21 protein-coding genes and 1 pseudogene are annotated in these 23,684 nt (G+C 65.3%); 6 read left to right on the top strand and 16 right to left on the bottom strand.

Annotated elements, in window-relative coordinates:
- Positions 1 to 29 precede the first annotated feature (29 nt).
- Complete coding sequence (locus tag AR323_RS10870) at positions 30 to 1,481, bottom strand: FAD-binding oxidoreductase (protein ID WP_057883991.1); 1,452 nt, start codon at positions 1,479 to 1,481, stop codon at positions 30 to 32.
- A 117-nt stretch (positions 1,482 to 1,598) separates the two neighbouring features.
- Here AR323_RS10870 and AR323_RS10865 point away from each other — a divergent pair, with 117 nt between their 5' ends.
- From AR323_RS10865 to AR323_RS10855, 3 genes are all read left to right on the top strand, one after another.
- The gene (locus AR323_RS10865; RefSeq protein ID WP_057883990.1) at positions 1,599 to 2,156 is read left to right on the top strand and encodes a hypothetical protein; all 558 of its coding nucleotides are present in this window, start codon (positions 1,599 to 1,601) and stop codon (positions 2,154 to 2,156) included.
- A gap of 146 nt (positions 2,157 to 2,302) precedes the next feature.
- Positions 2,303 to 3,712 (top strand): DEAD/DEAH box helicase, encoded by a 1,410-nt coding sequence (locus AR323_RS10860; protein WP_057883989.1) that lies wholly within the window; start codon positions 2,303 to 2,305, stop codon positions 3,710 to 3,712.
- A gap of 132 nt (positions 3,713 to 3,844) precedes the next feature.
- Positions 3,845 to 4,861: a sensor histidine kinase gene (locus AR323_RS10855; protein ID WP_057883988.1), complete on the top strand. Its 1,017-nt coding sequence runs from the start codon at positions 3,845 to 3,847 to the stop codon at positions 4,859 to 4,861.
- Here AR323_RS10855 and AR323_RS10850 read toward each other — a convergent pair whose 3' ends face one another.
- Positions 4,862 to 5,266 (bottom strand): response regulator, encoded by a 405-nt coding sequence (locus AR323_RS10850; RefSeq protein WP_057883987.1) that lies wholly within the window; start codon positions 5,264 to 5,266, stop codon positions 4,862 to 4,864.
- A 91-nt stretch (positions 5,267 to 5,357) separates the two neighbouring features.
- Positions 5,358 to 7,664 (bottom strand): ATP-dependent helicase, encoded by a 2,307-nt coding sequence (locus AR323_RS10845; protein ID WP_057883986.1) that lies wholly within the window; start codon positions 7,662 to 7,664, stop codon positions 5,358 to 5,360.
- Positions 7,665 to 7,773: 109 nt separating this feature from the next.
- On the opposite strand from AR323_RS10845, the gene AR323_RS10840 reads away from it, so the two are divergent.
- A complete protein-coding gene (locus tag AR323_RS10840) occupies positions 7,774 to 8,361 on the top strand; it encodes a hypothetical protein (RefSeq protein WP_057883985.1) in 588 nt (195 codons plus the stop codon).
- A gap of 61 nt (positions 8,362 to 8,422) precedes the next feature.
- Here the strand turns inward: AR323_RS10840 and rsmD are convergent, their stop codons facing one another.
- From rsmD to AR323_RS10825, 3 genes are read right to left on the bottom strand one after another with little or no spacing between them, the layout of a single operon-like run.
- A complete protein-coding gene (rsmD, locus tag AR323_RS10835) occupies positions 8,423 to 8,971 on the bottom strand; it encodes a 16S rRNA (guanine(966)-N(2))-methyltransferase RsmD (RefSeq protein ID WP_057883984.1) in 549 nt (182 codons plus the stop codon).
- The gene (locus tag AR323_RS15155) at positions 8,968 to 9,765 is read right to left on the bottom strand and encodes a pseudouridine synthase (protein WP_057883983.1); all 798 of its coding nucleotides are present in this window, start codon (positions 9,763 to 9,765) and stop codon (positions 8,968 to 8,970) included. The genes rsmD and AR323_RS15155 overlap by 4 nt, the downstream gene beginning before the upstream one ends.
- An 18-nt stretch (positions 9,766 to 9,783) precedes the next feature.
- Positions 9,784 to 10,941 (bottom strand): aromatic ring-hydroxylating oxygenase subunit alpha, encoded by a 1,158-nt coding sequence (locus tag AR323_RS10825; RefSeq protein WP_057883982.1) that lies wholly within the window; start codon positions 10,939 to 10,941, stop codon positions 9,784 to 9,786.
- A gap of 73 nt (positions 10,942 to 11,014) precedes the next feature.
- Between AR323_RS10825 and AR323_RS10820 the strand changes: the two genes are divergently transcribed.
- Positions 11,015 to 12,781, top strand: coding sequence for an AmpG family muropeptide MFS transporter (locus tag AR323_RS10820; RefSeq protein ID WP_057883981.1), 1,767 nt, complete (start codon positions 11,015 to 11,017; stop codon positions 12,779 to 12,781).
- Between the two features lie 66 nt (positions 12,782 to 12,847).
- On the opposite strand, the gene AR323_RS10815 is transcribed toward AR323_RS10820, so the two are convergent.
- From AR323_RS10815 to purB, 9 genes are all read right to left on the bottom strand, one after another.
- Positions 12,848 to 14,173 carry a bifunctional folylpolyglutamate synthase/dihydrofolate synthase gene (locus AR323_RS10815; RefSeq protein ID WP_057883980.1) on the bottom strand — a complete coding sequence of 442 codons (1,326 nt, stop codon included), beginning with the start codon at positions 14,171 to 14,173 and terminating at the stop codon, positions 12,848 to 12,850.
- A gap of 28 nt (positions 14,174 to 14,201) precedes the next feature.
- A complete protein-coding gene (gene accD / locus AR323_RS10810) occupies positions 14,202 to 15,050 on the bottom strand; it encodes an acetyl-CoA carboxylase, carboxyltransferase subunit beta (protein ID WP_057883979.1) in 849 nt (282 codons plus the stop codon).
- Positions 15,047 to 15,841: a tryptophan synthase subunit alpha gene (gene trpA / locus AR323_RS10805; protein WP_057883978.1), complete on the bottom strand. Its 795-nt coding sequence runs from the start codon at positions 15,839 to 15,841 to the stop codon at positions 15,047 to 15,049. The genes accD and trpA overlap by 4 nt, the downstream gene beginning before the upstream one ends.
- On the bottom strand, positions 15,838 to 16,035 hold the full coding sequence (locus tag AR323_RS10800; protein ID WP_057883977.1) for a hypothetical protein: 198 nt from the start codon (positions 16,033 to 16,035) through the stop codon (positions 15,838 to 15,840). The genes trpA and AR323_RS10800 overlap by 4 nt, the downstream gene beginning before the upstream one ends.
- Positions 16,032 to 17,243 (bottom strand): tryptophan synthase subunit beta, encoded by a 1,212-nt coding sequence (trpB, locus tag AR323_RS10795; protein ID WP_057883976.1) that lies wholly within the window; start codon positions 17,241 to 17,243, stop codon positions 16,032 to 16,034. The genes AR323_RS10800 and trpB overlap by 4 nt, the downstream gene beginning before the upstream one ends.
- 50 nt (positions 17,244 to 17,293) lie before the next feature.
- Complete coding sequence (locus AR323_RS10790; RefSeq protein ID WP_057883975.1) at positions 17,294 to 17,929, bottom strand: phosphoribosylanthranilate isomerase; 636 nt, start codon at positions 17,927 to 17,929, stop codon at positions 17,294 to 17,296.
- Between the two features lie 4 nt (positions 17,930 to 17,933).
- Positions 17,934 to 18,608: an orotidine-5'-phosphate decarboxylase gene (gene pyrF, locus AR323_RS10785; protein WP_057883974.1), complete on the bottom strand. Its 675-nt coding sequence runs from the start codon at positions 18,606 to 18,608 to the stop codon at positions 17,934 to 17,936.
- Positions 18,605 to 18,979, bottom strand: a complete 375-nt coding sequence (locus AR323_RS10780) for a DUF1049 domain-containing protein (RefSeq protein ID WP_123321834.1) — start codon at positions 18,977 to 18,979, stop codon at positions 18,605 to 18,607. The genes pyrF and AR323_RS10780 overlap by 4 nt, the downstream gene beginning before the upstream one ends.
- A gap of 74 nt (positions 18,980 to 19,053) precedes the next feature.
- Positions 19,054 to 20,364, bottom strand: coding sequence for an adenylosuccinate lyase (purB, locus tag AR323_RS10775; protein ID WP_057884124.1), 1,311 nt, complete (start codon positions 20,362 to 20,364; stop codon positions 19,054 to 19,056).
- A gap of 186 nt (positions 20,365 to 20,550) precedes the next feature.
- On the opposite strand from purB, the gene AR323_RS10770 reads away from it, so the two are divergent.
- Complete coding sequence (locus AR323_RS10770; RefSeq protein WP_057883973.1) at positions 20,551 to 23,325, top strand: DUF3857 domain-containing protein; 2,775 nt, start codon at positions 20,551 to 20,553, stop codon at positions 23,323 to 23,325.
- Here AR323_RS10770 and AR323_RS10765 read toward each other — a convergent pair.
- Positions 23,318 to 23,677: pseudogene (locus tag AR323_RS10765) on the bottom strand (JAB domain-containing protein); the annotation flags it as partial. The gene AR323_RS10770 and the pseudogene AR323_RS10765 sit on opposite strands and share 8 nt — an antisense overlap.
- Positions 23,678 to 23,684: the final 7 nt, after the last annotated feature.

Below are 23,684 nucleotides of genomic sequence, written 5' to 3'. Positions count from 1 at the left end.
GCGGGCGGCCGCGCACGGAAGCGGGCGCTTTAGTTGCTGGCGTGCACCGGCGCAAGCGGGACGAGTTTCCCGGGATTGAGGAGCCCGGCCGGGTCGAGCGCGTGCTTGACGCTGCGCATCATTGCGAGAGCGACGGGGTCCCCGAGCCTGCCCAACGTGTCGCGCTTGAGCTGTCCTATCCCGTGTTCCGCGCTGATCGATCCATCCCACTCGGTGACGAGGCGATAGACCTGCTCGCTGATCGCTTTGCCGTCGCCCTCCTGCCAGCCGATCGGGTCCACGCCGGGTGGGGCGATGACGTGAAAATGGACGTTGCCGTCGCCCAGGTGACCGAATGCGACCGCGCGCGTGCCTGGCCACGCCGCCTCGATTTGGGGAACGGCAGCGGCCACGAACGCCGGCATCCGGTCCACTGCGACGGAGATGTCGTGTTGCACCGCCGGCCCTTGTGCGCGTTCGGCGGGGGCGATGGAATCGCGCAAGGTCCAGAACGCTTCGGCCTGAGTCTCGTTGGCGGCGATCACCGCGTCTTCGAGCAGATCCCTTTCGAACGCGGTGGCGAGCAGGTTTTCCGCAAGGTCGCTGAGGCGTTCCGTTCCCCGTGCATCCGACACGAGTTCGATCAGCGCGTGCCATTCGTGGCGCCCCGACAGCGGTGCACGAGCGCCCGGCAGATGCGCGATGACATTGTCCAGCGTGTGCTGCGCCAGGACTTCGAACCCTTCCAGCGAACTTCCCGCCGACGCCTCAGCATGGAGCAACAGATGCCGCGCAGCTTCCAGCGACGGCACTCCGGCCCACAGCACCCGCCGGTCGGCTATCGCGGGAAGCAGGCGCAGGGTCGCCGCCGTGACGATCCCCAGCGTGCCCTCCGATCCGATCAGCAACTGCTTGAGGTCGAAACCGCGATTGTCCTTCTTGAGCGGGGTGAGAGCCGAGAACACGCTGCCGTCTGCTAGCACGGCTTCGATCCCAAGCACCTGCGCGCGCATCGATCCGTGCCGCAGGACTTGAGTCCCGCCGGCATTCGTCGAGATCAGCCCGCCGATCGTGGCGGAGCCCTTGCCCCCCAGGGTAAGCGGAAAGCGCAATCCCTCGCCCGCGGCAGTCTCGTGCAACGTCTGCAGGATCATCCCGGCCTCGCACACGATCTGACGCGCATCGCGGTCGAAGGAGCGAACCGCATTCATGCGCCGCAATGACAACAACAGCGCATCGCCGCTGGTATCCGGGGTGGCGCCCCCGCACATTCCGCTATTTCCGCCTTGCGGAACCACCGAGACGCCGTGTCGGGCGCATAATTTCATCAGCGCGGACAGTTCGGCGGTCGACCCGGGCGAGGCCATCGCCAGCGCCTTCCCGGTGAAACGACCGCGCCAGTCGGTGAGCCAGGGCTCGATCAATTCAGGATCGCGGGTCGCACCCCGTGCCCCCAGAAGGTCCTCGACCCGATCGAGGAAGATGGCGTGATCGCTTGGCATGGCAGCTTTATGGCATGAGGGCGGCTGGGGATGCCAGCGGTTCGCGGGCTTTCACGCGGGGATTAAGCCGGTATTCAACCCTGCGTCCTATCTGGACTAACGTTCACCAAATCAACCATGCACCCGTTGCTCGCTCTTCTCGGCCCGCTAGCCCTCTTTCTCCCCGTCGTCGGGGGGGATACGGACCCGTCGGCGGAGCAGGGCCTGCTTCCGGCACCAGATTCCACTGCGGCGAACCCTGCAGTCGGAGAGACGATCGAGGTGTTCGACTTTGTCGATGGTGCCAATGTGCAGCAGGTTCGGATCGAACAGCGGGTAACCATCCGCATCGCGCCCCGCGATCCCGCAGTCCGCCCGTCCATGCTCGCCGAAATGGCCCCTCGGTCGGGCGGTCCCGCACAGACGACCGAGCGGAAGATGGGCAAGTGCGTGCCCATTTCCGGGATCGCGGCGGTTCAACCGGAATCGGGCCGTCTCCTCCTGTTCATGCGCGATCAGCGACTGGTTTCGGCGGGTCTGGAAAAATCCTGCAGGGCCCGCGAATTCTACGCAGGGTTCTACCTCGAGCGGAACGGCGACGGGCTGCTGTGCGTGGATCGGGACAGGCTTCATTCGCGCGCCGGCGCGAGTTGCAAGATAAGCCGGATGCGGCAGGTCGTTGCGAAAGCCGACTGACCCCGCTCAACCTTGACTTTTCGCGCCCTGAAGGGCAAGGGCGCCCGCGGCGCGTTGACTGGTTATTCCTTCAGGATGCGCGCCGGGCGCCAGACGCCCTATAACCGGACCCAACGGTCCTCATTATTTCCGGAAATCCCAACCGCATGACATTTGCCGATCTCGGCCTCTCTCCCGAATTGCTCAAGGCGGTCGAAGCGGCCGGCTATACCGAGCCCACGCCGATCCAGGCGCAGGCGATCCCGCCGGTGCTCATGATGAAGGACATCGTCGGTATCGCCCAGACCGGCACCGGCAAGACCGCCAGCTTCGTTCTGCCGATGATCGACATCCTCAGCCACGGCCGTCGCCGTGCGCTCATGCCGCGCTCACTGATTCTCGAACCCACGCGCGAACTGGCCGCACAGGTCGCCGAGAACTTCGAGAAGTACGGCACCAATCACGATCTCAAGATGGCGCTGCTCATCGGCGGCGTGCAGATGGGCGATCAGCTTAAGGCGCTGAACGAAGGCGTCGACGTGCTGATCGCGACCCCCGGCCGCCTGATGGACTTGTTCGAGCGCGGCAAGATCATGCTCAACGGTTGCGACCTGCTGGTCATCGACGAAGCCGACCGGATGCTCGACATGGGGTTCATCCCCGATATCGAATTCATCTGCTCCAAGCTGCCCGAAGGGCGGCAGACGATGCTGTTTTCGGCCACGATGCCCCCGCCGATCGAGAAGCTGGCGAAGAAGTTCCTGACCAATCCCAAGCGGATCGAGGTCGGCCGCCGCGCTTCGAACAACGAGAACATTACCGCGTTCAAGGTGCCGGTGAAGGCGCGCGACAAGCGCGACACGCTGCGCTGGCTGCTGCGCAACGACATGGTCGAAACCGCGATCATCTTCGCCAACCGCAAGACCACTGTGCGCGAGATCAACAAGAGCCTGCAGAGCCATGGCTTCGCTTCGAGCGAGATCCACGGAGACATGGACCAGTCCAGCCGGATCAAGGAACTCGACCGCTTCAAGAACGGCGAGGTGAACATCCTCGTCGCCAGCGACGTCGCGGCCCGCGGGCTAGACATCAAGGGCGTCAGCCACGTGTTCAACTTCGACACGCCGTGGCATCCCGACGATTACGTCCACCGCGTGGGCCGGACCGGCCGTGCAGGCAACAAGGGACGGGCTTTCACACTCGTTTCGGAAGACGATGCCGAAGCGATCGAGAACGTCGAGAAGCTGACCGGATCGCCGGTGCCGGTTTTCGGCAAGAACGACGTGCGCGTCGAACTCAAGGCGCCAGAGCCGGTTGCCGAAAAGGTGGTCGAGCGCGCTGACGATTCGGTCGACGAGCCGGCCCCGAAGCGCGAAAGCCGCCCGCGCCGGACCCGCGACGACCGACCCGAGCGTCCGCGGACCGAGCGCGAACCGCGTGCCGAACGGTCTCCGCGTCCGGAACGAGCGGCGCGCGAAGATCGTCCGCGCCGCGACGACCGCGACGATGGCCCTCCGGGCAAGCCCGGCGAGTGGAACGGACCCGTGCCCGGTTTCCTGGACGTCGGCTTCGGGTGAAAGGCGACTGCGGGACACCGCGATCTCCTGCGCAGACGCCGTGCTTGGCAATCACTTCATCTCGTCGTAATTTCGGTGGCTTAATCTGGCGGGCCGAGCGCGTGTCCCTCGCCTCGATGTGAAAGGTCGCGTGTGAGCGCTTCGATTGCCGATCGACTGGATCAGGTCGCTGGCCAGATTTCCTTCCGCCAACTTGCGGATGCCATGCCGCAGATGATCTGGTCGACGCTGCCCGATGGATCGCACGACTACTACAACGCGCAGTGGTATGCGTTCACCGGCGTCCCCGAAGGATCGACAGACGGCGAGGGCTGGAACGACATGTTCCACCCTGACGACCAGGACCGCGCTTGGGGCGTCTGGCGTCACAGCCTGGAAACTGGCGAGCCATACGAGATCGAATACCGCTTGCGGCACCGGTCGGGCGAGTATCGGTGGACACTCGGCAGAGCCTTGCCGGTTCGGGGCGAAGATGGTGCGATCATCCGCTGGGTTGGAACGTGCACCGACATCCACGAGCACAAGCAGACGGCTGACCAGAACGAAATCCTGAGCCGGGAACTGAGCCATCGCATCAAGAACATCTTCGCGGTGATCAACGGACTGGTCGGGCTGTCGGCGCGTCAATTTCCCGATGCCAAGGCTTTCGCCCGGCAACTGCAGGCGCGCGTCGCTTCGCTTGGCAGGGCACACGATTACGTTCGACCGCACAGCGAGGAAAGCGCGCCGCACGACGGCCCGCGCACGCTTTCCGAACTGCTGAACCGGCTGTTGTCGCCCTATCCTGCGTTGGACGAGGGTCGTCTGACGATCGACGGCGACGACGTGCAAGTGGACGATCGCGGCGCGACACCCATCGGACTGGTATTTCACGAACTCGCGACCAATGCGTCCAAATACGGTGCCTTGTCCGTGCCGGACGGAAGAGTGCGCATCGCGACCGTCGCTCGCAATGGCCAAGTAACGATCACCTGGGAGGAAGCTGGCGGCCCGCGCCTGACGGAACATCCCGCAGCAGCAGGCTTCGGAACCCGCCTGACCGATCTCAGCATCACCGAGCAACTCGGCGGAAAGATCGAGCGAGAATGGCGGCCGGAAGGGCTGTGGGTGAAGGTAGAAGTTGCCGAAAAGCGGCTCAGCCGCGACTGACTATCCGAAGCAGCGGATGAACGGAGGAGCTTCTACCTGTTCGTCACCGCTCCGACGACGCGACGCATAGGCGACGGCGGTGAGCAGGCTGTCCTCGTCGGTCGGCTTTGTCAGCACGCCGATCGTTCCCGCGACCCCATCGCCCAGAAGGCGAGGGTTGGCAGTTACGAACAATACCGCGGCATTGTGCTCGTTGGCGAGCCGCTGTCCGATCTGCGGGCCGGTCAGTCCATCACGCAGGTTAAGGTCGACAAGAGCGAGATCTATCTCGCGCTCGGCGAAGCTCATGGCACCTTCAAGGTCGGCTGCAACGCCGACGACTTCATACCCTGCATCTTCGAGGATGCATTGCATCTCGAGCGCGACGAGAAACTCGTCTTCGACGATGAGGATACTCTGGGTCATACCGGACTAACGACCCAATCAGGCGGGGGTTCCGCACGTTTGATGCGTAACTGTGTTCGATTGCGTCTATCAAAAGCGGAGATGGAGACTGTCAGGCGGGGCTGATGAAGCTGTCGATGACCCGCTTTCGGCCCGCGGCCTCGAACTCTATTTCCAGCTTGTTGCCTTCCTGTCCGACTACTTCCCCATACCCGAACTTGTCGTGAAACACCCGCTGGCCGACCTCTATGTCGCCGCGCGGCTTCGCTGCGAAACTGGCTGCGCTGCGCGTGTTCTCCTTCACCCGTGATGGCGTCGAATCATACCCCGTCGTCAGCGCGCGTTGCCATCCTGGGCCGCGCGTGAGGGTACGGGCAGGCTGGGCACGGGCGAGGTGCGCGAACGGGTCGTCGTGCTCGCTCATCTGCGCGCGCCAGAGCGAGGCGCCGCCCGTGAGGGTCGTTTCCTCGGTCACGTGATCCGCCGGCAGTTCGCCGACGAAACGGCTGGGGATGCTGCTGGTCCATTGCCCGTAGATGCGCCGGTTCGCGGCATGGACGATGGTGCACCGCCGCCGAGCGCGGGTGATCGCGACGTAGGCGAGGCGGCGTTCCTCCTCGAGCGAGGCGAGGCCGCCCTCGTCCAGCGCGCGCTGCGAGGGGAACACCCCTTCCTCCCAGCCGGGCAGGAACAGGTGGTCGAATTCCAGGCCCTTCGCGGCGTGGATGGTCATGATGGTGACCTTCTCGCCCTCGTCGGCGCGCTCGTTGTCCATCACGAGCGCTACGTGTTCGAGGAAGTCGCCGAGTGTGTCGTACTCTTCCATCGCACGGGCAAGTTCGGACAGGTTCTCGAGGCGTCCCGCCGCCTCGGCGCTTTTCTCCGCCTTTAGCATCGCCTCGTATCCGCTTTCGGCGAGAACCGTGCGGATCAGTTCGGCAGGCGATGTCGTCTCCGCCAGCTCGCGCCAGCGCAGGAATTGGCCCATCAGCCCGGCGATGGTCCCGCGAGCGCGTGGCGACAGTTCGTCGCTGTCCGCCAGTTGCAGCGATGCAGCGGCCAGCGGCATGCCGGTCGCGCGCGCATGGCGATGCATTTGCTCGAGGGTCTTGGCACCAAGGCCGCGCTTGGGCTGGTTGTAGATCCGCTCGAACGCCAGGTCGTCGGCCGGTTGCGCAATGACCCGCAGGTAGGCCAGCGCATCGCGGATTTCGGCCCGCTCGTAGAACCGGAAGCCGCCGATGATGCGGTAATTGAGCCCGATCTGGATGAACCGGTCCTCGAACTCGCGCGTCTGGTATTGCGCGCGCACGAGGATGGCGACCTGGTCGAGGCCCGCGCCTTCGCGTTCGAGCCGCTCGATCTCCTCGCCGATCCGCCGCGCTTCTTCCGGGCCGTCCCAAACCCCGATGACACGAACCTTCTCCCCCGCCGGCATTTCCGTCCACAGCGTCTTGCCGAGCCGTTCGGAATTGGCGTTGATCAGGCCGGACGCGGCGGCGAGGATATGCGGCGTAGAGCGATAGTTCTGCTCCAGCTTGATGACCGCGGCGCCGGGGAAATCCTTCTCGAACTTCAGGATATTGGCGACTTCCGCGCCGCGCCACGAATAGATCGACTGGTCGTCGTCGCCCACGACGCAGATGTTCTTGCGCTCCTGCGCGAGCAGGCGAAGCCACAGGTACTGGACCTGGTTGGTGTCCTGGTATTCGTCGACCAGGATATACTTGAAGCGCTGCTGGTACATGGCCAGCACTTCCCGCTCGCGGCGGAAGATGTTGAGCATGTGGAGCAGCAGATCGCCGAAATCGCAGGCGTTGAGTGCTTTCAGCCGGTCCTGGTAAAGGCGATAGAACTGCTGGCCCTTGCCGTTGGCGTACGCCTCGTTCTCGACCGCATCGAGGTCTTCCGGATTGAGACCGCGGTTCTTCCAGCGGTCGATCAATCCGGCCAGTTGGCGGGCGGGCCAGCGCTTCTCGTCAAGCCCCTCCGCCACGATCAGCGCTTTCAGAAGGCGCAACTGGTCGTCGGTGTCGACGATCGTGTAGTTGGATTGCAGGCCCACGAGTTCGGCATGGCGGCGCAGCATCTTGGCGCCGATCGAGTGAAAGGTGCCGAGCCAGGGCATACCCTCGACCGCCTCGCCGATATGGCGACCAACCCGCTCGCGCATCTCGCGCGCGGCCTTGTTGGTGAAGGTGACGCAGAGGATTTCGCTCGGCCACGCCCTGCGCGTTGCGACGAGGTGTGCAAGCCGTGCGGTGAGTGCTGCGGTCTTGCCGGTTCCGGCTCCGGCCAGCATCAGGACCGGCCCTTCGGTGGTTAGCACAGCCTCGCGCTGAGGCGCGTTAAGCCCTTGTGCGTAAAGCGGAATGTCGGATTCGACTAGGGGGGAGGAGGGCGCTGGGACGGGGGTCATCGGAGGCGTGAACAGCTAGGGAACATCGCGCCTTCGCGCAAGGGCGGCGTCAGGAACCGCCTGCGAAGCGTGCGCGTAGATGCGGCAATCGGAAGTTCGGAGAATTGTAATGAAGACACTGATCCTTGCCGGTGCCGCGGCACTGGCTTTTGCCACTCCCGCCATTGCCCAGGACATGGCCGTGACCGCCACGGGCGACGTGTATGTGCTGACCTCGCCCCAGCAGGTGATTTACGATGGTTGGCCGGCGGACCGCCAAACAACCTACACTGCGTGGCCGAACGACTACAAGGTGTACTACTGGACGCTCACAGAACCCCAGCAGGAAGGCTGGTGGATGCTGACCGACGATCAGCGCACGCAGATCTACGCCATGGCTCCGGAACAGCGCACGAGTGCCTGGGCCGCGATCGAACGGCAGATGAGCACGATGCCGTCGGCCAGTGCCTCGACGACCGCACAGGTCGCGACGACGGCTGCGGCCACGAATACGGTTGCGGGTGAACCCCAGTTCGTCAGCACCTCGGTGGTCCAGACGACGCCTGCTGCAGCCAACGCTAACGCCGAATATCCTCCGTGCCGCGGAGAGATGCAGGATAGCTGCGTCAACCCGCGCGAGGCCGGGCTGAACTACGGCAACCGCCCGCTCAACTATTGGCCCGGGCAGCCTGCCAGCGAGATGAAGCCCAAGAACTGAGGCTTTCTCGATAACGAGATGAGGGCGCTACCTGCCGGGTGGCGCCCTTTTCGTATGAGGGTCAATCCTCGGCCAGTCGCAGAAGCCAGAGGCGCGCCTTGCCCACCTTGCGATCGGCATCGATTTCGAGACCGCGAACTTCCAGTGTTTCCTTGGCACTCGTCTCCGACGCTACCCAGGTGCCGGGTGCTATCCAGCCTAATCGCAGCAGCCGGTCCAGAGCGACGCCAGCGGCACCCGTGCCGTAGGGCGGATCGAGCATGATCAGGTTGTAAGTCGCTTTTGCCGGTCCCAGCGTCATCACCGATCCTGCGATCACGTTCGCGCGGGTGCGTGCGTCGAGCGCGGTGACATTGGCCCGGATCGCATCGAGCGCGGCACGGTCGTGTTCGACGAAGAGGCACGATGCGGCACCGCGCGACAGCGCCTCGAACCCGAGCGCGCCCGACCCTGCAAACAGGTCGACCACGTTCAATCCGTCGAAGCTGCCTAGGCGGCTCGTCAGCATGCTGAACAGTGTTTCGCGCGTGCGGTCGGCGGTAGGGCGGGTGGCCACGCCCTTGGGGGCGACCAGCTTGCGGCCGCGCCAGTCGCCGGCAATGACCCTCACGTCCGCAGACTCTTGCGCAGCCTTTCGACCTGCACCTGGGGGATTTCCGCCGCGGCGCCGCGGGGCAGGTCGCCCAAGTTGAACGGGCCGTAGCCCACGCGCAGCAGGCGGCTGACCTGCAGACCGAGATAGTCGAGCACTCGGCGCACTTCGCGGTTCTTGCCTTCGGTCAGCGTCAGCAGGATCCACTGGTTGCGTCCGCCGCCCGATTCCCGCGCGCCGCGTTCCAGATCGGCCTCGATCTTGCCGTAGCGCACGCCGTCGATCTCCACGCCCTCGATCAGTTCGTCGAGCTGGGCTTGGCTGACGGTGCCGAAAGTGCGGGCGCGATAGGTGCGAGGCACGCCCGAGGCGGGCAGCTCCAGCGCGCGCTTCAGTTCGCCGTCGTTGGTGAGGAGCAGCAGCCCCTCGGTATTGAGGTCGAGCCTCCCCACCGGCATCACTCGCGGCGCACCCTTGGGAAGGGCGTTGCGCAGCGCGGTGTAGATCGTCGGGCGTCCCTTGGGATCGCGCTCCGCCGTGATCAGGCCAGAGGGCTTGTGGAACGCGAACACCCGCGCCGGTTCGGCCTGCGCGACCGCTTTCCCGTCCACCGTAACGCCCTTGAGATTGGGCAGGATCGTCGCCGGGGTATCGAGCACCTTGCCGGCGATCGCGACGCGCCCCTCGGCGATCATCCGCTCGACCTCGCGCCGACTCGCCACGCCCGCGCGCGCAAGGAGCTTGGCGATGCGCTCACCGGAAGGGCGGTCGCCGGCGGGGGCAACGCCAGCGGGTTTGTCGGATTTCGGCATGGCGCGCGGGTTAGGCGTTCAATTGGCCGCGCGCAACGCCTCGCTCACCGTGTCGTGGAAGCGGCGGATACCGCCTTCCAGCGACCCGAGCGTCAGGTGCGGTACGGCCCCGGTCGAAAGGCCCTGCTGGCCGAGCTCGGCGGCGCGGAAATCCTCGCTTGCGAAGACCCCGCCGTCGAGCAGCGCCCAGCTTCGTTCCCAGTGGTCGCGGGCCTTGTCGGTCGCGGGCGGTTCGGGGATCAGCATGAAGTCCTCGACCAGCGTGTGGTCCACCGCCTGCGGCCACAGCGCCATCACGTTGATGTAATCCGGGCTGGGAATGATGATCGTCGCGGGCAAAAGCTGGTAGGCGAACGTGACCCGCCGGCGCAGCGCCGCCATGTCGGACAGGTCGATCCCGTCGAGTTCGTCTACCCGCCCCACTGCGCTGCGGGCGTGGGGCCCGATCATGTCGCCGCTGGTCACGCCGTCCTTGAAGAACGGCCCGATCGTCTTCGCGTGGAGCCGCGTGACGTGATAGCTTTCGAGGAAGGCATCCATGATGAGCTTCCAGTTTCCCGCGACCGTGTGGGTCTTGCGGCGGAACAGGAAGTGGTCGCGCGCTCCAAACGCATCCATGTCCTCGCCCAATGTCCGGGCGAACGTGAAGTCCGCGTCTTCGATCGGCGAGTACCAGATCAGGCCCCCTGCCTCGCAGCTCGGGAGTTCGACGAGGTGGTAGTCGCCCTTGTCGAGGCCCGGGAAGCTGTCCGGGCGGGGCAGGGCGAGCAGAGCACCGTCGAGGCGATAGGTCCACGCGTGATAGGGACAGACGAGCCGGGCGACGCACTCGGCCTCCTGCCCCTCGACCAGGCGCGTGCCGCGGTGGCGGCAGACGTTGAGGAAGACATGGACCGCGCCTTCCTTGTCGCGGGTCACGAGAAGTGGCTTGCCGGACAGATCGTGCGGCACCGCCATGCCCGGGTCGGGGATCAATGCGCTCGGCATGAGGACTTGCGGCAAGCGGCCGAACAAGGCGGCCTTCTCGCGCGTGAAATGATCGGGGTCGGTATAGACGCTGGCGGGCACCGTAGTGATGCCGCTTGCCGACCGCGTGTCGCCGCACGCCAGCGCTTCGGCGAGCGCAAGCTGGCCCGCGGTCGGCCTTTTCCCCGGCGCGGTTACGGCCTCGTTCATGCGACGCTTCCCTATTCCTCTTCCCACGCTAAGTGTCGCACGAATTGAAGGTCACGGGAAGGACGCGCGGGGAATGGCCGAAGCAGCAGCAGCGACGAAGCCGGGTTGGCGCACGCTCGCGCGGGCGATGAACAACCGAAAAAGCGGCTTCATGCTGCTGTTCGGCTTTGCCCAAGGGCTACCTCCCGCGCTGTTCCTCGGCACGCTCTACGCGTGGCTGAGCGAGGCCGAGGTCGATCTAGAGACCATGGGCGTGTTCAGCCTGGTCGGCTTGGCCTACGCCTTCCAGTTCCTGTGGTCTCCGCTGCTCGACAAGGTCGACATTCCGGTCCTGAGAAGGCTGGGCAAACGCAAGCAGTGGATCGCGCCGATGCAGTTGATAATCGGCATCGCGCTGGTGGTCATGAGTTCGCTCGACCCGAAGAGTGCGCTTGGGTTGTTCAGCCTGCTCGCAGCGATCGGAGCCTTCGCCAGCGCTACCCAGGACATCGGCATCAACGCCTGGCGGATCGACGTGGCGGACGAAGTGGCGACGATCGATATCCTGTCCACCATCACCCAGATGGGCTTCCGGCTTGCCTCGCTGGTCGGCGGGGCGATCGGTCTTATCCTCGCAGAACGATACGGCTGGCCGTTCATGTACGTGATGTTCGGCGGCTTCATGCTGGCGATCGGCGTCGCGGCGCTGTTCGCGCCCGATGCCCGCGTGTCGGGCGACCGGGTTGCCAACGCTGCCGCCAATCATGACGAGGTGGCCGAACTCCACAACCAGGGCGAAGTCGTAGAGTGGGTTCGCAACCGCGCTCTCCTGGCCGTCGGCATCCTTTGGGCGCTGGCGATCGGGACGGTGGTCGTGTTCATGGTCTGGTCGATGACGGCTACCCCAGAGAACCGTCCCGACGTGACCGAATTCACCACCACCTTCGGCCCGTTGATCGTTCTTGCGACCATCGTGCTGCCTGCCTTCATCGCCGCGTGGGTGGTCAAGCAGAAGCGGGACGGAATAAACGTGATTGCCGCCGCTCCCGGTGTCGGGGCGGGCCACGCGGTCAAGTTCACCGACCACCTGTACCGCGCGCTGGTGTTACCGCTGGTGGAATTCGTTTCCCGCATGGGCTGGTCGCTGGTGCTCATCCTTGCGCTGGTGTTGACCTATCGGATCACAGACTCGGTCTGGGGGGTGTTCGCCTATCCGTTCTATCTCGGCGAACTGGGCTATACCGGCGAAGAAGTGGCGTTCGCTTCCAAGATCCTCGGCATCTTCGCCATCCTGATCGGCCTGGCGCTGGGCGGATGGCTGATCACCGTGTTCGGGCGCATGTTCATGCTGACGCTCGGTGCGGTGATCGCCGCGGCTACCAACCTGCTCTACGCCAACCTCGCGGTGGGCGGGGCCGCGATGCAGGCAGGCAGCGATGCGATCGGCTTCACCTGGCTGGTGAACACTACGGCGAATTGGCTGGCACCGCTGTTCTTCGTCGCCGCGCCGCCGTCCGAAGGACTGGCAAGGCTGTCGTTCACCATCTTCTGGGAGAACCTTGCGATCGGCATCGCCGGGGCGGCCTACATCGCATGGCTTTCGAGCATCGTGGCCAAGAAATACGCGGCGGTGCAGTTCGCGCTTCTCGCATCCCTTACGCTTCTGATCGGCACACTGGGCCGCGGCGCGCTCGGCCAGATGATCGAAACGCGCGGATACTACTACGTGTTCATTTTCACCGCTCTGATCGGCGTGGTGGCGGTGGTCCTATGCGTGTTGGAGTGGATCCGCGAAGCGCGGGCCGGGCGCGAGAGCGGCGTGATTGCGCTCGACCCTGCGATTGCCGCATCGACGGCGTAGGAAGGTCGACCCCTCGTTGGGAACAAGTCGACGGTCGCCGCCGCGGCGCCGACCGGGTTCGACGGGTCAGTTCGGCACTTCGGCGTTCAGTCGAAGTACTTCACCCGCAAGGTAAAGCGAACCGGCGATCAGGATCGGTAGCCCGTCGTCGGGCAGGGCGAAAATGGCGCTGGCAACGTCGGATGCCGGGCGCGCCTCGGGCCCAAAAGCCGACGCACGGTGCCAGTCGTGCCCCGGCACCGGCACGGCAGTGATACTGGCAAGCGAGCCGGCGAGCGGTCCGATGATCGAGCCCGGATCCTTTCCCTCGATCATCCCGATTACAAGATGCAGGCGCTGGCTCGCAAACTGCTCTCCCAGCATTGCACCCGCCTGCGGATTGTGGCCGCCGTCAAGCCAGACCTCGCGGTTGCCCGTAAGCGGCCCGGCCGCAAGCCGCTGCAACCGCGCGGGCCAATCGGCCTTCGAAGGACCCGAAGCGAGCGCCGCCTGTCCGATGGAAAGGCGCCGCTGGTGGCGCAGCATCGCAATGGCCAGGCCGAGATTCGCCGCCTGGTGTCGCCCGTGCAGCGCCGAGCCGTGAACGATGAAACGGCCTTGCTCGTCGACATAGCTGACGCTCGCAGGGGAGCGCGCGAGCGGATCGACAGGCTGGGCGTCCCAGTGTTCGCCGCGCTGGAACAGCGGCGATCCTGCCTGCATCGCGACGATACGGATGGCCTCCGCCGCCTCGGGCGGATAGTCGTATCCGGGAGCGAGTGTCACCAGCGGCACGCCCCTTTTCGCGATCCCCGCCTTTTCGAAAGCGATGCGCGCCATCGGCTCGATCGGTACCCCGTCCTCCGGCGCGAGCAGGAACCGTTCGTGATCGATCCCCAGGGCGGCGATACCGCAGGCGGCGAGAACCTCCGGCCCCAGCACATTGGTCGCGTCGAACCGTCCGCCGAGGCCGACCTCGACGACACAGGCATCGGCCTCCGCGCGGCTGAAGGCGAGGAAGGCGGCGGCTATGGTGACTTCGAAGAAGCTAGGATTGAGCCCCTCGACTTGCCCGAGGACCTCGTCGAGCAGGGCAGCCAGATGGGCATCCTCGATCAGCTTTCCGGCAAGCCTGATCCGTTCGTTGTAGCGCACGAGGTGGGGGCTGGTAGTGACGTGGACCCGGTATCCTTGCGCCTCCAGCATTGCCCGCAGGAAGGCGCAGGTCGACCCTTTGCCGTTCGTCCCGGCGACATGGAAGGTCGGCGGCAGGCGCAAATGCGGATTGCCCAGCCGATTCAGCAGCGTGCGGATCGTCTCCAGCCCCAGCCGCCCGTCGGGCACGCTGAGCGCGGCGAGCCGGTCGAGCTGCGCCTGGACTGCGGCATCGGAAGAAGTGGCGAAGTCCTTCATGCGCCGCTCATGCCCCCGCTTGGATAAATCAGGCGGCCTTGCTGGGAGCCAGATAGTCGATCAGCGTCGCCAGCGTCGTCTTCAGGTCCTTCCGTTCGACCACCATGTCGACCATGCCGTGCTTGTGGAGATATTCGGCGCGCTGGAAGCCTTCGGGAAGCTGCTCGCGGATCGTGTCCTGGATCACCCGCTGGCCGGCAAAACCGATCAGTGCCCCCGGCTCGGCGATGTGGATGTCGCCCAGCATGGCATAGCTCGCGGTGACGCCGCCGGTCGTCGGGTCGGTCAGCAGCACGATGTAGGGCAGGCCGGCAGCCTTGAGGCGGCGGGTCATCACGGTCGCCTTGGGCATCTGCATCAGGGACAGAATGCCCTCCTGCATCCGCGCGCCGCCCGCTGCGGTCACCACGATGTAGGGGCACTTGCGGGTCAGCGCCCGCTCCGCTCCCGAGCAGAACGCGGTGCCGACCGCCATGCCCATGCTGCCGCCCATGAAGGTGAAGTCCTGCACGCCCACGACTGCCGGACGGCCGTCGATCGCGCCCGAGCCGACGCTGAAAGCATCGTGGTGGGCGTTCGCGGCGCGCGCCTTTTTGAGGCGGTCGGTGTATTTCGACGTGTCCTTGAACTTGAGCGGGTCTTCCTTGACCGTGGGCTGCGGCAGCAGTTCGAAACCCGGGTCGAGCAGCAGCGCAATCCGCTTGTCGGCATTGATGCGGCCGTGATGGTTGCACCGCGGGCAGACGTTAAGGTTGTCCTCGTACTCCTTGACGAACAGCATCTCCTGGCAGCTCGGGCACTTGATCCAGAGATTGTCGGGCGTGTCGCGCTTGGCGACGAAGGGAAGCGAGTTGCGGACGCGGCTCAGCCAGCTCATGCGGCGATCTCCTTGCGAGCGGTGTGAACGGCTTCGGCGAGCGAAGCGGTCAATGCGCGGATATGTTCGGGGGCGGCGGTGCCGTGCTTTTCGCACAGTTCGACCAGCGCGGAACCGACGACCACGCCGTCGGCAACCCGCGCGATGGCGCCGGCCTGTTCGGGCGTGCGGACGCCGAAACCGACCGCGATCGGCAGGTCGGTCGCCGCCTTCAGGCGGGCGACGGCATCCTCGATCGAGGCGGTGGCGGCCTGTTGCAGCCCGGTGATTCCGGCGACCGAGACGTAATAGACGAAGCCCGACGAGCCATCGAGCACGGTGGGCAGGCGGGCGGTATCGGTGGTGGGCGTGGCGAGGCGGATCAGATCGATCCCCTTCGCGCGAAGCGCGGGACCGAGCGCATCGTCCTCTTCGGGCGGGATGTCGACGCAGATCACTCCGTCGACGCCGCACGCGGCGGCCTCGGCGGCGAACCACTCGGGCCCGCGACGGATCATCGGGTTGGCATAGCCCATCAGCACCAGCGGCACGTCGGGGTGGCGCTCGCGGAACTCGTTGGCGATCAGCAGCACGTCGCGCGTGGTCGAGCCCACGCCCAGGCTGCGCAGATTCGCCGCCTGGATCGCGGGGCCATCGGCCATCGGGTCGGTGAACGGCATGCCAAGCTCGATCACGTCCGCGCCGCCATCGACCAGCGCGTCGAGGTTCGAGGCGGTGTCACCGTCGCCTGCGGTGATGAAGCAGACGAGCGCCGGGCGGCCTTTGGCGAAAGCGGAGGCGAGGCGGGTCATTCGGAGATCTTTCGCCTTTTCAGCCATCCGCCCATGATCGCGACCGCCACGCCGATCGCGACAGCGATATCGCCACCGCCGATATCTTCGCCAGCACCGTCGAAAAGCGCGACCCGGGCCAACTTGACTATCAGCAGCACGCCGAAAACGATCGAGATGAAGCGGCCCACTTCGGCCAAGGTGGGCTGCCTCACATCTCCACTCCCAGCGCCTCGGCCACGGTGAAGATGTCCTTGTCCCCCCGACCGCATAGGTTGGCGAGGATGATCGCGTCCCGGTCCATCTCCTTGGCGCGCTTGGCGACCGCGGCGATAGCGTGGCTGGGTTCGAGTGCGGGAATGATGCCCTCGGTGCGGCAGAGGAGTTGGAAGGCGTCCAGCGCTTCGTCGTCGGTGATCGAGGTGTATTCGACGCGGCCCGTTTCCTTGAGCCACGCGTGCTCCGGTCCGATACCGGGGTAGTCTAGGCCCGCGCTGATCGAGTGCGCCTCGGTTATCTGGCCGTCGGCGTCCTGCAGCAGGTAGGTTTTGTTGCCGTGGAGCACGCCGGGCGATCCGCCCGCGAGCGACGCGGCGTGTTCCTTGTCGAGTCCGTGCCCTGCCGCCTCGACGCCGAGCATCTTCACGTCCGCATCGTCGAGGAACGGGTGGAACAGCCCAATGGCGTTGCTGCCGCCCCCGATCGCCGCGACCAACAGGTCGGGCAGGCGGCCGGTGCGGCTCACCATCTGTTCGCGCGCTTCCTTGCCGATCACGCTCTGGAAGTTGCGCACCATCTCCGGATACGGGTGCGGACCGGCAGCGGTGCCGATGATGTAAAACGTGTCCTCGACGTTTGCGACCCAGTGACGCAGCGCCTCGTTCATCGCGTCCTTCAGCGTCGCCGCGCCGCTGGTGACCGGGATCACCTCCGCGCCAAGCAGCTTCATGCGGAACACGTTGGGTTGTTGGCGGCTGACGTCGGTCGCGCCCATGAAGATCGTGCAGGGCAGCCCGAACCGCGCGCAGACAGTGGCGGTGGCGACCCCGTGCTGGCCCGCGCCGGTTTCGGCGATGATCTTCTTCTTGCCCATCCGGATCGCGAGAAGGATCTGGCCGATGCAGTTGTTGATCTTGTGCGCGCCGGTGTGGTTTAGCTCGTCGCGCTTGAACCACACCTGCGCGCCGCCGAGCGCTTCGGTGAGCCGCTCCGCAAAATAGAGAGGGCTGGGACGCCCGACATAATGTTCCAGAAGGTCCTGAAACTGCGCGTCGAACGCCGGATCGGCCTGCGCCGCGCGGTAGGCGGTCTCCAGTTCGAGGATGAGCGGCATCAGCGTTTCGGCGACGTAGCGCCCGCCGTAGTCGCCGAAATGCCCGCGCTCGTCAGGCATGTTGCGGAAGGAGTTGGGTGTCGATTCCATCGAACGGTCCCTTGCCGTCGGCGGAACTGGAAGTCGAGAGACCTTTCCTGTCAGACGGCGTGGACCGCCTGAATGAAGGCCCGGATTCTACCCGCGTCCTTTACGCCCGGTGCGCTTTCCAGCCCGCTCGATGCATCGAGCAGTTCGGCGCCGGAAATGCGGATCGCCTCGGCGACGTTGTCGGGATTGAGGCCCCCTGCAAGGCCCCACGGCAGTTCATGCCGGAACCCGGCGAGCAGGGTCCAGTCGATCGCGACCCCGTTGCCGCCCGGGAGCACGCCCGGTGCGGCATCGTAGAGCAGCCGATCGACCGCGCCGCGAAACCGTAGTGCGTTCTGCAGCGAATCCGCGCTCTTCACGCCGATCGCCTTCCACAGCTCCTGCCGGACCTGCGGCTTGAGCAGGCCGAGCCACTGGGCCGATTCGCCTCCGTGGAACTGCACAACGTCGGGCTTCACCGCGTCGACCGCCTGAGCGGTGGGCGCGGGCTGCATGTTGACCAGCAGCAGCACCACCTTGGTCGAGGTCGGGACCCGCGCCTTGAGCGCCCGCGCCTGATCGAGCGTCACGTGCCGCGGCGACGGCTCGTAATGCACCAGGCCGATATAGTCGGCGCCGGCGTCGACTGCCGCATCGACGGCTTCGGGCGTATTGAGCCCGCACACTTTCGCTAGTCTCTTCGTCATGACGTCAGAGTGTCGCCTCGATCGCGCGGGCAGCCATCACCGGATCGTCGGCCCGGCTGATCGGACGGCCGACGACGAGGACGCTCGCTCCGTCGTCGCGCGCCTTGCGCGGGGTAACGACGCGCTTCTGGTCGCCGACACTGGCCTCGGGAAGGCGCAGGCCGGGTACCACGAAGAACCCCTGCTTCCACTCCTTGTGAACCGCGCCGACCTCGTGCCCCGAGCAGACGATCCCGTCGAGGCCGGCCGCCTCGGACAGTTCGGCGAGGCGCATCACCTGGTCGTGGGCGCTGCCGTTGACGCCTGTCCGCATGAGATCGCGCTCGTCCAGGCTGGTGAGCATCGTCACGGCGACCACCTTGGTCCCGTTGCCTGCCGCTGCCTTGGCATCCTCCATCATCGCGCGTCCGCCGGCGGCGTGGACGGTCACGATGGCGGGTTCGAGCACGTGAATCGCCTGCATGGCACCGGCCACGGTGTTGGGAATATCGTGCAGTTTCAGGTCGAGGAAGATCGGCAGGCCGATGTGCGCGATCTCGTGCACGCCGTGGTGCCCGTGGGCACAGAAGAATTCGAGACCGAGCTTGATCCCGCCGACATGCGCCTTGACCCGCGTCGCAAGGGCCTTGGCGTCGTCGAGCCGAGGCAGGTCGAGCGCAAGGTAGACCGGGTTGCTCACCGGTGCGGTTCGTCGATGTCGAGCGGGTCCGGGCGAGGCGGCTCTGGCGGTGTGCGCAGCGGCGCGGGCGACGGCGAGACCGGCGTCGGCTCGTCTGCAGGCACGGTCGTGGTCGGTGCCGCGACGGCGTTGTTGCGGGCGGCCGTCTCCAGTGCGGTTATGCGCCTGTGCAGCCGCCACTTCATGCCGCGGTGGATCAGCCACATCGGCACCAGTCCGATCAGGAACGACACGATGACGAGCGCCGGAACTTTGGTTTCCAGGACCAGGTTATCCCAGATCTGCACCTCGACCGGCTTCCAGTTGAAGAAGCTGAAGGCGAGCAGAAGAACGAGCAACAGAACCCAGAATATTGTGCGCACGATCTGCATTTCGGCATTGCTCCCCGGTGGTGCCTGTTGGCTGGCTTAACCGCGATGGCGGAAGTTGGGAAGGGTGGGCTGGTTCAGCCGAACACGCGGGCGAAGATCGTGTCGACCTGGCGGAAGTGGTACTCGAGGTCGAACTTCTCTTCGAGCTCCGCCGCCGAAAGCGCCGCGGTCACATCGGGATCGGCCTTCAACAGTTCGAGGAGGCTGAGCGCACCGTCCGACTCCCATACCTTCATCGCGTTGCGCTGGACGATAGAATAAGCGTCCTCGCGGCTGACACCCGCCTGGGTGAGCGCAAGCAGCACCCGCTGCGAGTGAACCAGGCCGCCCATCCGGTCGAGGTTCTTCTGCATGCGTTCGGGATAGACGAGCAGTTTGTCGACGACCCCGGTTAGCCGCGCGAGCGCGAAATCCAACGTGATCGTGGCATCCGGGCCGATGAACCGTTCCACCGAGGAATGGCTGATGTCCCGCTCGTGCCACAGCGCGACGTTCTCGAGCGCGGGCAGGGCATAAGCTCGGATCATGCGGGCCTGCCCCGTCAAATTCTCGGTCAGAATCGGGTTGCGCTTGTGCGGCATGGCTGAGGAGCCCTTTTGCCCGGGCGAGAAGTATTCCTCTGCCTCGAGCACCTCGGTACGCTGGAGGTGGCGGATTTCGACCGCAAGACGCTCGATCGACCCCGCGATCACCGCGAGCGTGGCGAAAAACATCGCGTGCCGATCGCGTGGGATGACCTGCGTGCTGACCGGTTCGACAGCAAGGCCGAGCTTCTCGGCGACGTGAGCCTCAACTTCGGGCGAGACGTTGGCGAAGGTGCCTACCGCGCCGCTGATCGCGCAGGTCGCGATCTCGGCCCGCGCGTTGACGAGCCGGGTGCGGCACCGCGCGAATTCGGCATAGGCCTGCGCCAGCTTAAGCCCGAATGTCACCGGCTCTGCGTGAATCCCGTGGCTGCGGCCGATGGTGGGCGTGTACTTGTGTTCTTCCGCACGACGCCGGATCGCGGCGAGCAGCTGGTCGAGGTCTTCGAGCAGCAGATCGCTCGCCTTGGCGAGCTGCATCGCAAGCGTCGTGTCGAGCACGTCCGAACTGGTCATGCCCTGGTGCATGAACCGCGCCTCGTCGCCCACCTGCTCGGCCACCCAGGTCAGGAACGCGATAACGTCGTGTTTGGTCACGGCCTCGATCGCGTCGATCGCCGCGACGTCGATCTCCGGATCGGTCTCCCACCAGTCCCACAGGGCCTTCGCCGCGCTTTCGGGAACGACGCCGAGCTCGCCCAGCTTCTCCGTCGCGTGCGCCTCGATCTCGAACCAGATGCGATAGCGCGCCTCCGGCTCCCAGATCGCGGTCATGGCGGGGCGGGCGTAGCGGGGGACCATCATCGACTCCGGTTGGGAATGTGCGAGGACCCGCTAGGGGCGCACGGCGGGCAAGGCAACCGCCCAGCGGGCCGCCAGAGACGGTCCGACCTCAGCCCGCTGACCGCGTGCGCCAACTTGTGCGAGCCGGATTGGTGCGACATACCATATGCTTGCGGCACGTTGCCGTAAAAGGGGGTCGTTCAAATGCTTCATCGCTTCGCTGCCGTAACGGCAATCCTGTTGGCGTCTGCCAGCCACGCATCGGATGTTCCGCAGTACGCCGCTGCACACGACTGGGTGGAGATTGCCGATCTGACCGCCGCTGCGCCCCGTGCTAGGGGTCCGGTGATCATTCAGGATATGCAGGTCCGAGTGGACGGCGATACCGTCACCAAATACATGGACCTTGCGATAAAGATCGAGACGCCCCAGCAGCTTACACGGCTTGGCACGCTCAACGCGCAATGGCTTCCGGACAAGGGCGACCTTATCGTCCACCGCGCCGCGCTGGTGCGTGACGGGGCAGAAATCGACCTGCTCGAGACGGCCCGTTTCACGGTTTTGCGCCGCGAGCAGCAACTCGAGGAGCGAACCCTTACCGGCCTGCTCACCGCAACGATGCCCGTGGCCGGGGCGCGTGTCGGCGATATCCTGCGTCTAAGCTACTCCGTTTCGCAGTCCGACAAGGCGCTGGCCGGGTTCGTTCAGGAGGTCAACGCGGTCCCATACATGCCGATCACTCCGGGGATCGGCAGACTGCGGATGAGTTGGCCCGAAGGTCAGCAGGTCAAGGTGTCCGCGGGTCCACGCTTCGCATTACCGGAGCCCACAACGCGATCGGGCTATCGGCAGGTCGAAGTGGTGGTTCCGCGTTCCAAGCCGGAAGAGATGCCCGGCGATGCACCACCCCGCTATCACGGTCCCACCCTGCTGCAGATGACTTCGTTCGCCGAATGGGCGCAAGTATCGCAGACGATGGCGCCGCTCTATGACACGTCCACGGCAATCGCCCCGGAGGGGCCAATCGCCGCCGAAGTCGCGCGCATCGCGGCTGCCAGTTCGGATCCCAAGACGCGCGCGGCCGCCGCGCTCAATCTGGTGCAGGACCGCATCGCCTACTTTGCAAACGGCCTCGACGGGGGAAATTATGTCCCTCAGACTGCGGTCGATACCTGGGAGATGAGATACGGCGATTGCAAGGCCAAGACGCTGCTCCTGATCGCAATGCTGCGCGAACTGGGCATCGAATCTGAACCGGTCATGGTCAGCACCAGCTTCGGCGATTCGGTGTTCGAACGGCTACCGATGCCAGGAGCTTTCGACCATGTCCTCGTGCGCGCTCGGATCGATGGGCGCGACCTGTGGCTCGACGGAACCGGGCTGGGTTCGTCGGTGGAACAGCTTGAAGACGTGCCGCCCTTCAAGTGGGCGCTTCCCGTTCGCTCGGAAGGCGCCGAATTGATGCGATTGGCCGACGTTGCGCCGGCAACGCCGACGTCCATCGTCGCCAACACCATCGACCTGTCCGCAGGAATCGATTTTCCGGCTTTGTTCGAGCTTTCGGCAAGCTATTCGGGACAGAGAGCTGCGATGCTCCAGCAGCTCGAGAAATTGCCCGACAGCAAGGAGCGCGACGAGATACTCGACCAATTGGCCATGTCGATCATGGGCCAATCTGCGATCTACGAGCGTAGCCTGACTACAGATCCTGCCAGCGGAACCGTCACCCTGCGCGCGAAGGGAATGGCCGATTCATACTTCAACCGCCAGGAGCGGCGGGCCGAATATGTTCCGAACCTTCCCTCGACGTCGCTTTCGTTCGAAGGAAACCGCAGTCGCGCGATCTGGCGGGACATCCCGGTCGTGCTGGGAGAAGCCGATCGCCGCCGTACCGAATTGATGGTCAAGTTGCCCGCAGTCGAAGGCTATACCCTCGATGGCGCAACGCTCCGCGGCAATGCTGCCGGCGCGACCATCGACCGCACCGCCAGTCTTTCCGGCTCCACCCTCCGCCTTGTCGAGGAAGTCGCTACGACCGGCGGCGAGATCGCACCGGACCAGATCGCGGGCGAGAAATCGCGATTTGCCGAGCTGTCATCCAACCGACTGCGACTGCGTGCGCCGGTCAATGCGAAACGCTCTTGGGACATGGGGCTGAAGGATCGCGAGCGCCTTGCGCCGATACAAAGGGCTTACGAAAAGCTGATCTCCGACAATCCGGACGAAGCCGGGTACCTTTTCGGCAGGGCCAGCTTCTGGTCGGGTCTGCGCGATTTCAAGCGGGCAATTGGGGACCTGGATGCGGCGATCGCTATCGACGCGAATGCCGATTATTTCGCTAGGCGTAGCAGCGCGAAGGAAGCGCTGGGCGACTTTGCCGGAGCAATTGCCGATAATGCCAAGGCCGCCGAACTGGAGCCTGGCGGCGCAAGGGTCGTGGACCTCGCGTATTCGATGGGACTGGGCGGACAGGCCGCCGAGGCACTCGCTTTGGTCGAGCGTGCGCTGGAAACCGCCGGAGACGATCGGCCCCGGCTCCTCAACGCCCGCGCAGACCTTTTGAGTCGGCTGGGCCGGGGCGACGAGGCGTTGGCGACGCTTGCCGAACTCGCAGCCGAGCGTCCTGGCGATGCCGCCATTCTGAATCAGCGCTGCTGGTTGTCAGGCATCTGGGAAATCGGACTGGACACCATCGCAGAGCATTGCGACGCGGCAGTGATCGCTGCGAACTATTCCCCTGCCGTGCTGGACAGCCGTGCGCTTGCCAATCTGCGCCTGGGCAAGCTCGATGCCGCACTGGCAGATGCAGAGGCTGTCCTCGCCCGTAATCCCGGACAGGAAGAAACGTTGCTGCTGCGAGGGCTGGTGCGTGAGAAGCTGGGCGACGAGGGCGGTGCGGTTGACCTTGCCGAAGCGTTCCGTCGGCGTCCGGGGCTCCGCGCCGAATATGCGCAGTACGGTCTGCTGAGCGCTAAATAAGGCCTTTCGCCTTCAGGCTCGAGTGGCCCTCTCGACCGACGATGACATGGTCGTGCACCACGATGCCGAGCAGGCGGCCGGCCTCGGCGATGCGGCGTGTGATCTCGATGTCGGCCCGGCTGGGCTCGGGATTCCCGCTGGGGTGGTTGTGCACGAGGATCATCGCGGCCGCACCCACGTCGAGCGCCTTGCGGACGACCTCGCGCGGGTGGATCGCCGCCTCGTCGATCGAGCCGTCGCCGACGTGATGATCCACTATCAAGCGGTTGCGGGTGTCCACATGGCTACGACTGAAAAAATCAAGCCATTTTCGTTGTTTTTCAACGGCTTGAGAGTGGTGCGTGTATTCCGCAAGAGTC

The organism is Tsuneonella troitsensis (assembly GCF_001441535.1).
Lineage (GTDB): Bacteria > Pseudomonadota > Alphaproteobacteria > Sphingomonadales > Sphingomonadaceae > Tsuneonella > Tsuneonella troitsensis.
This window is presented reverse-complemented; position numbering and strand designations above follow the sequence as displayed.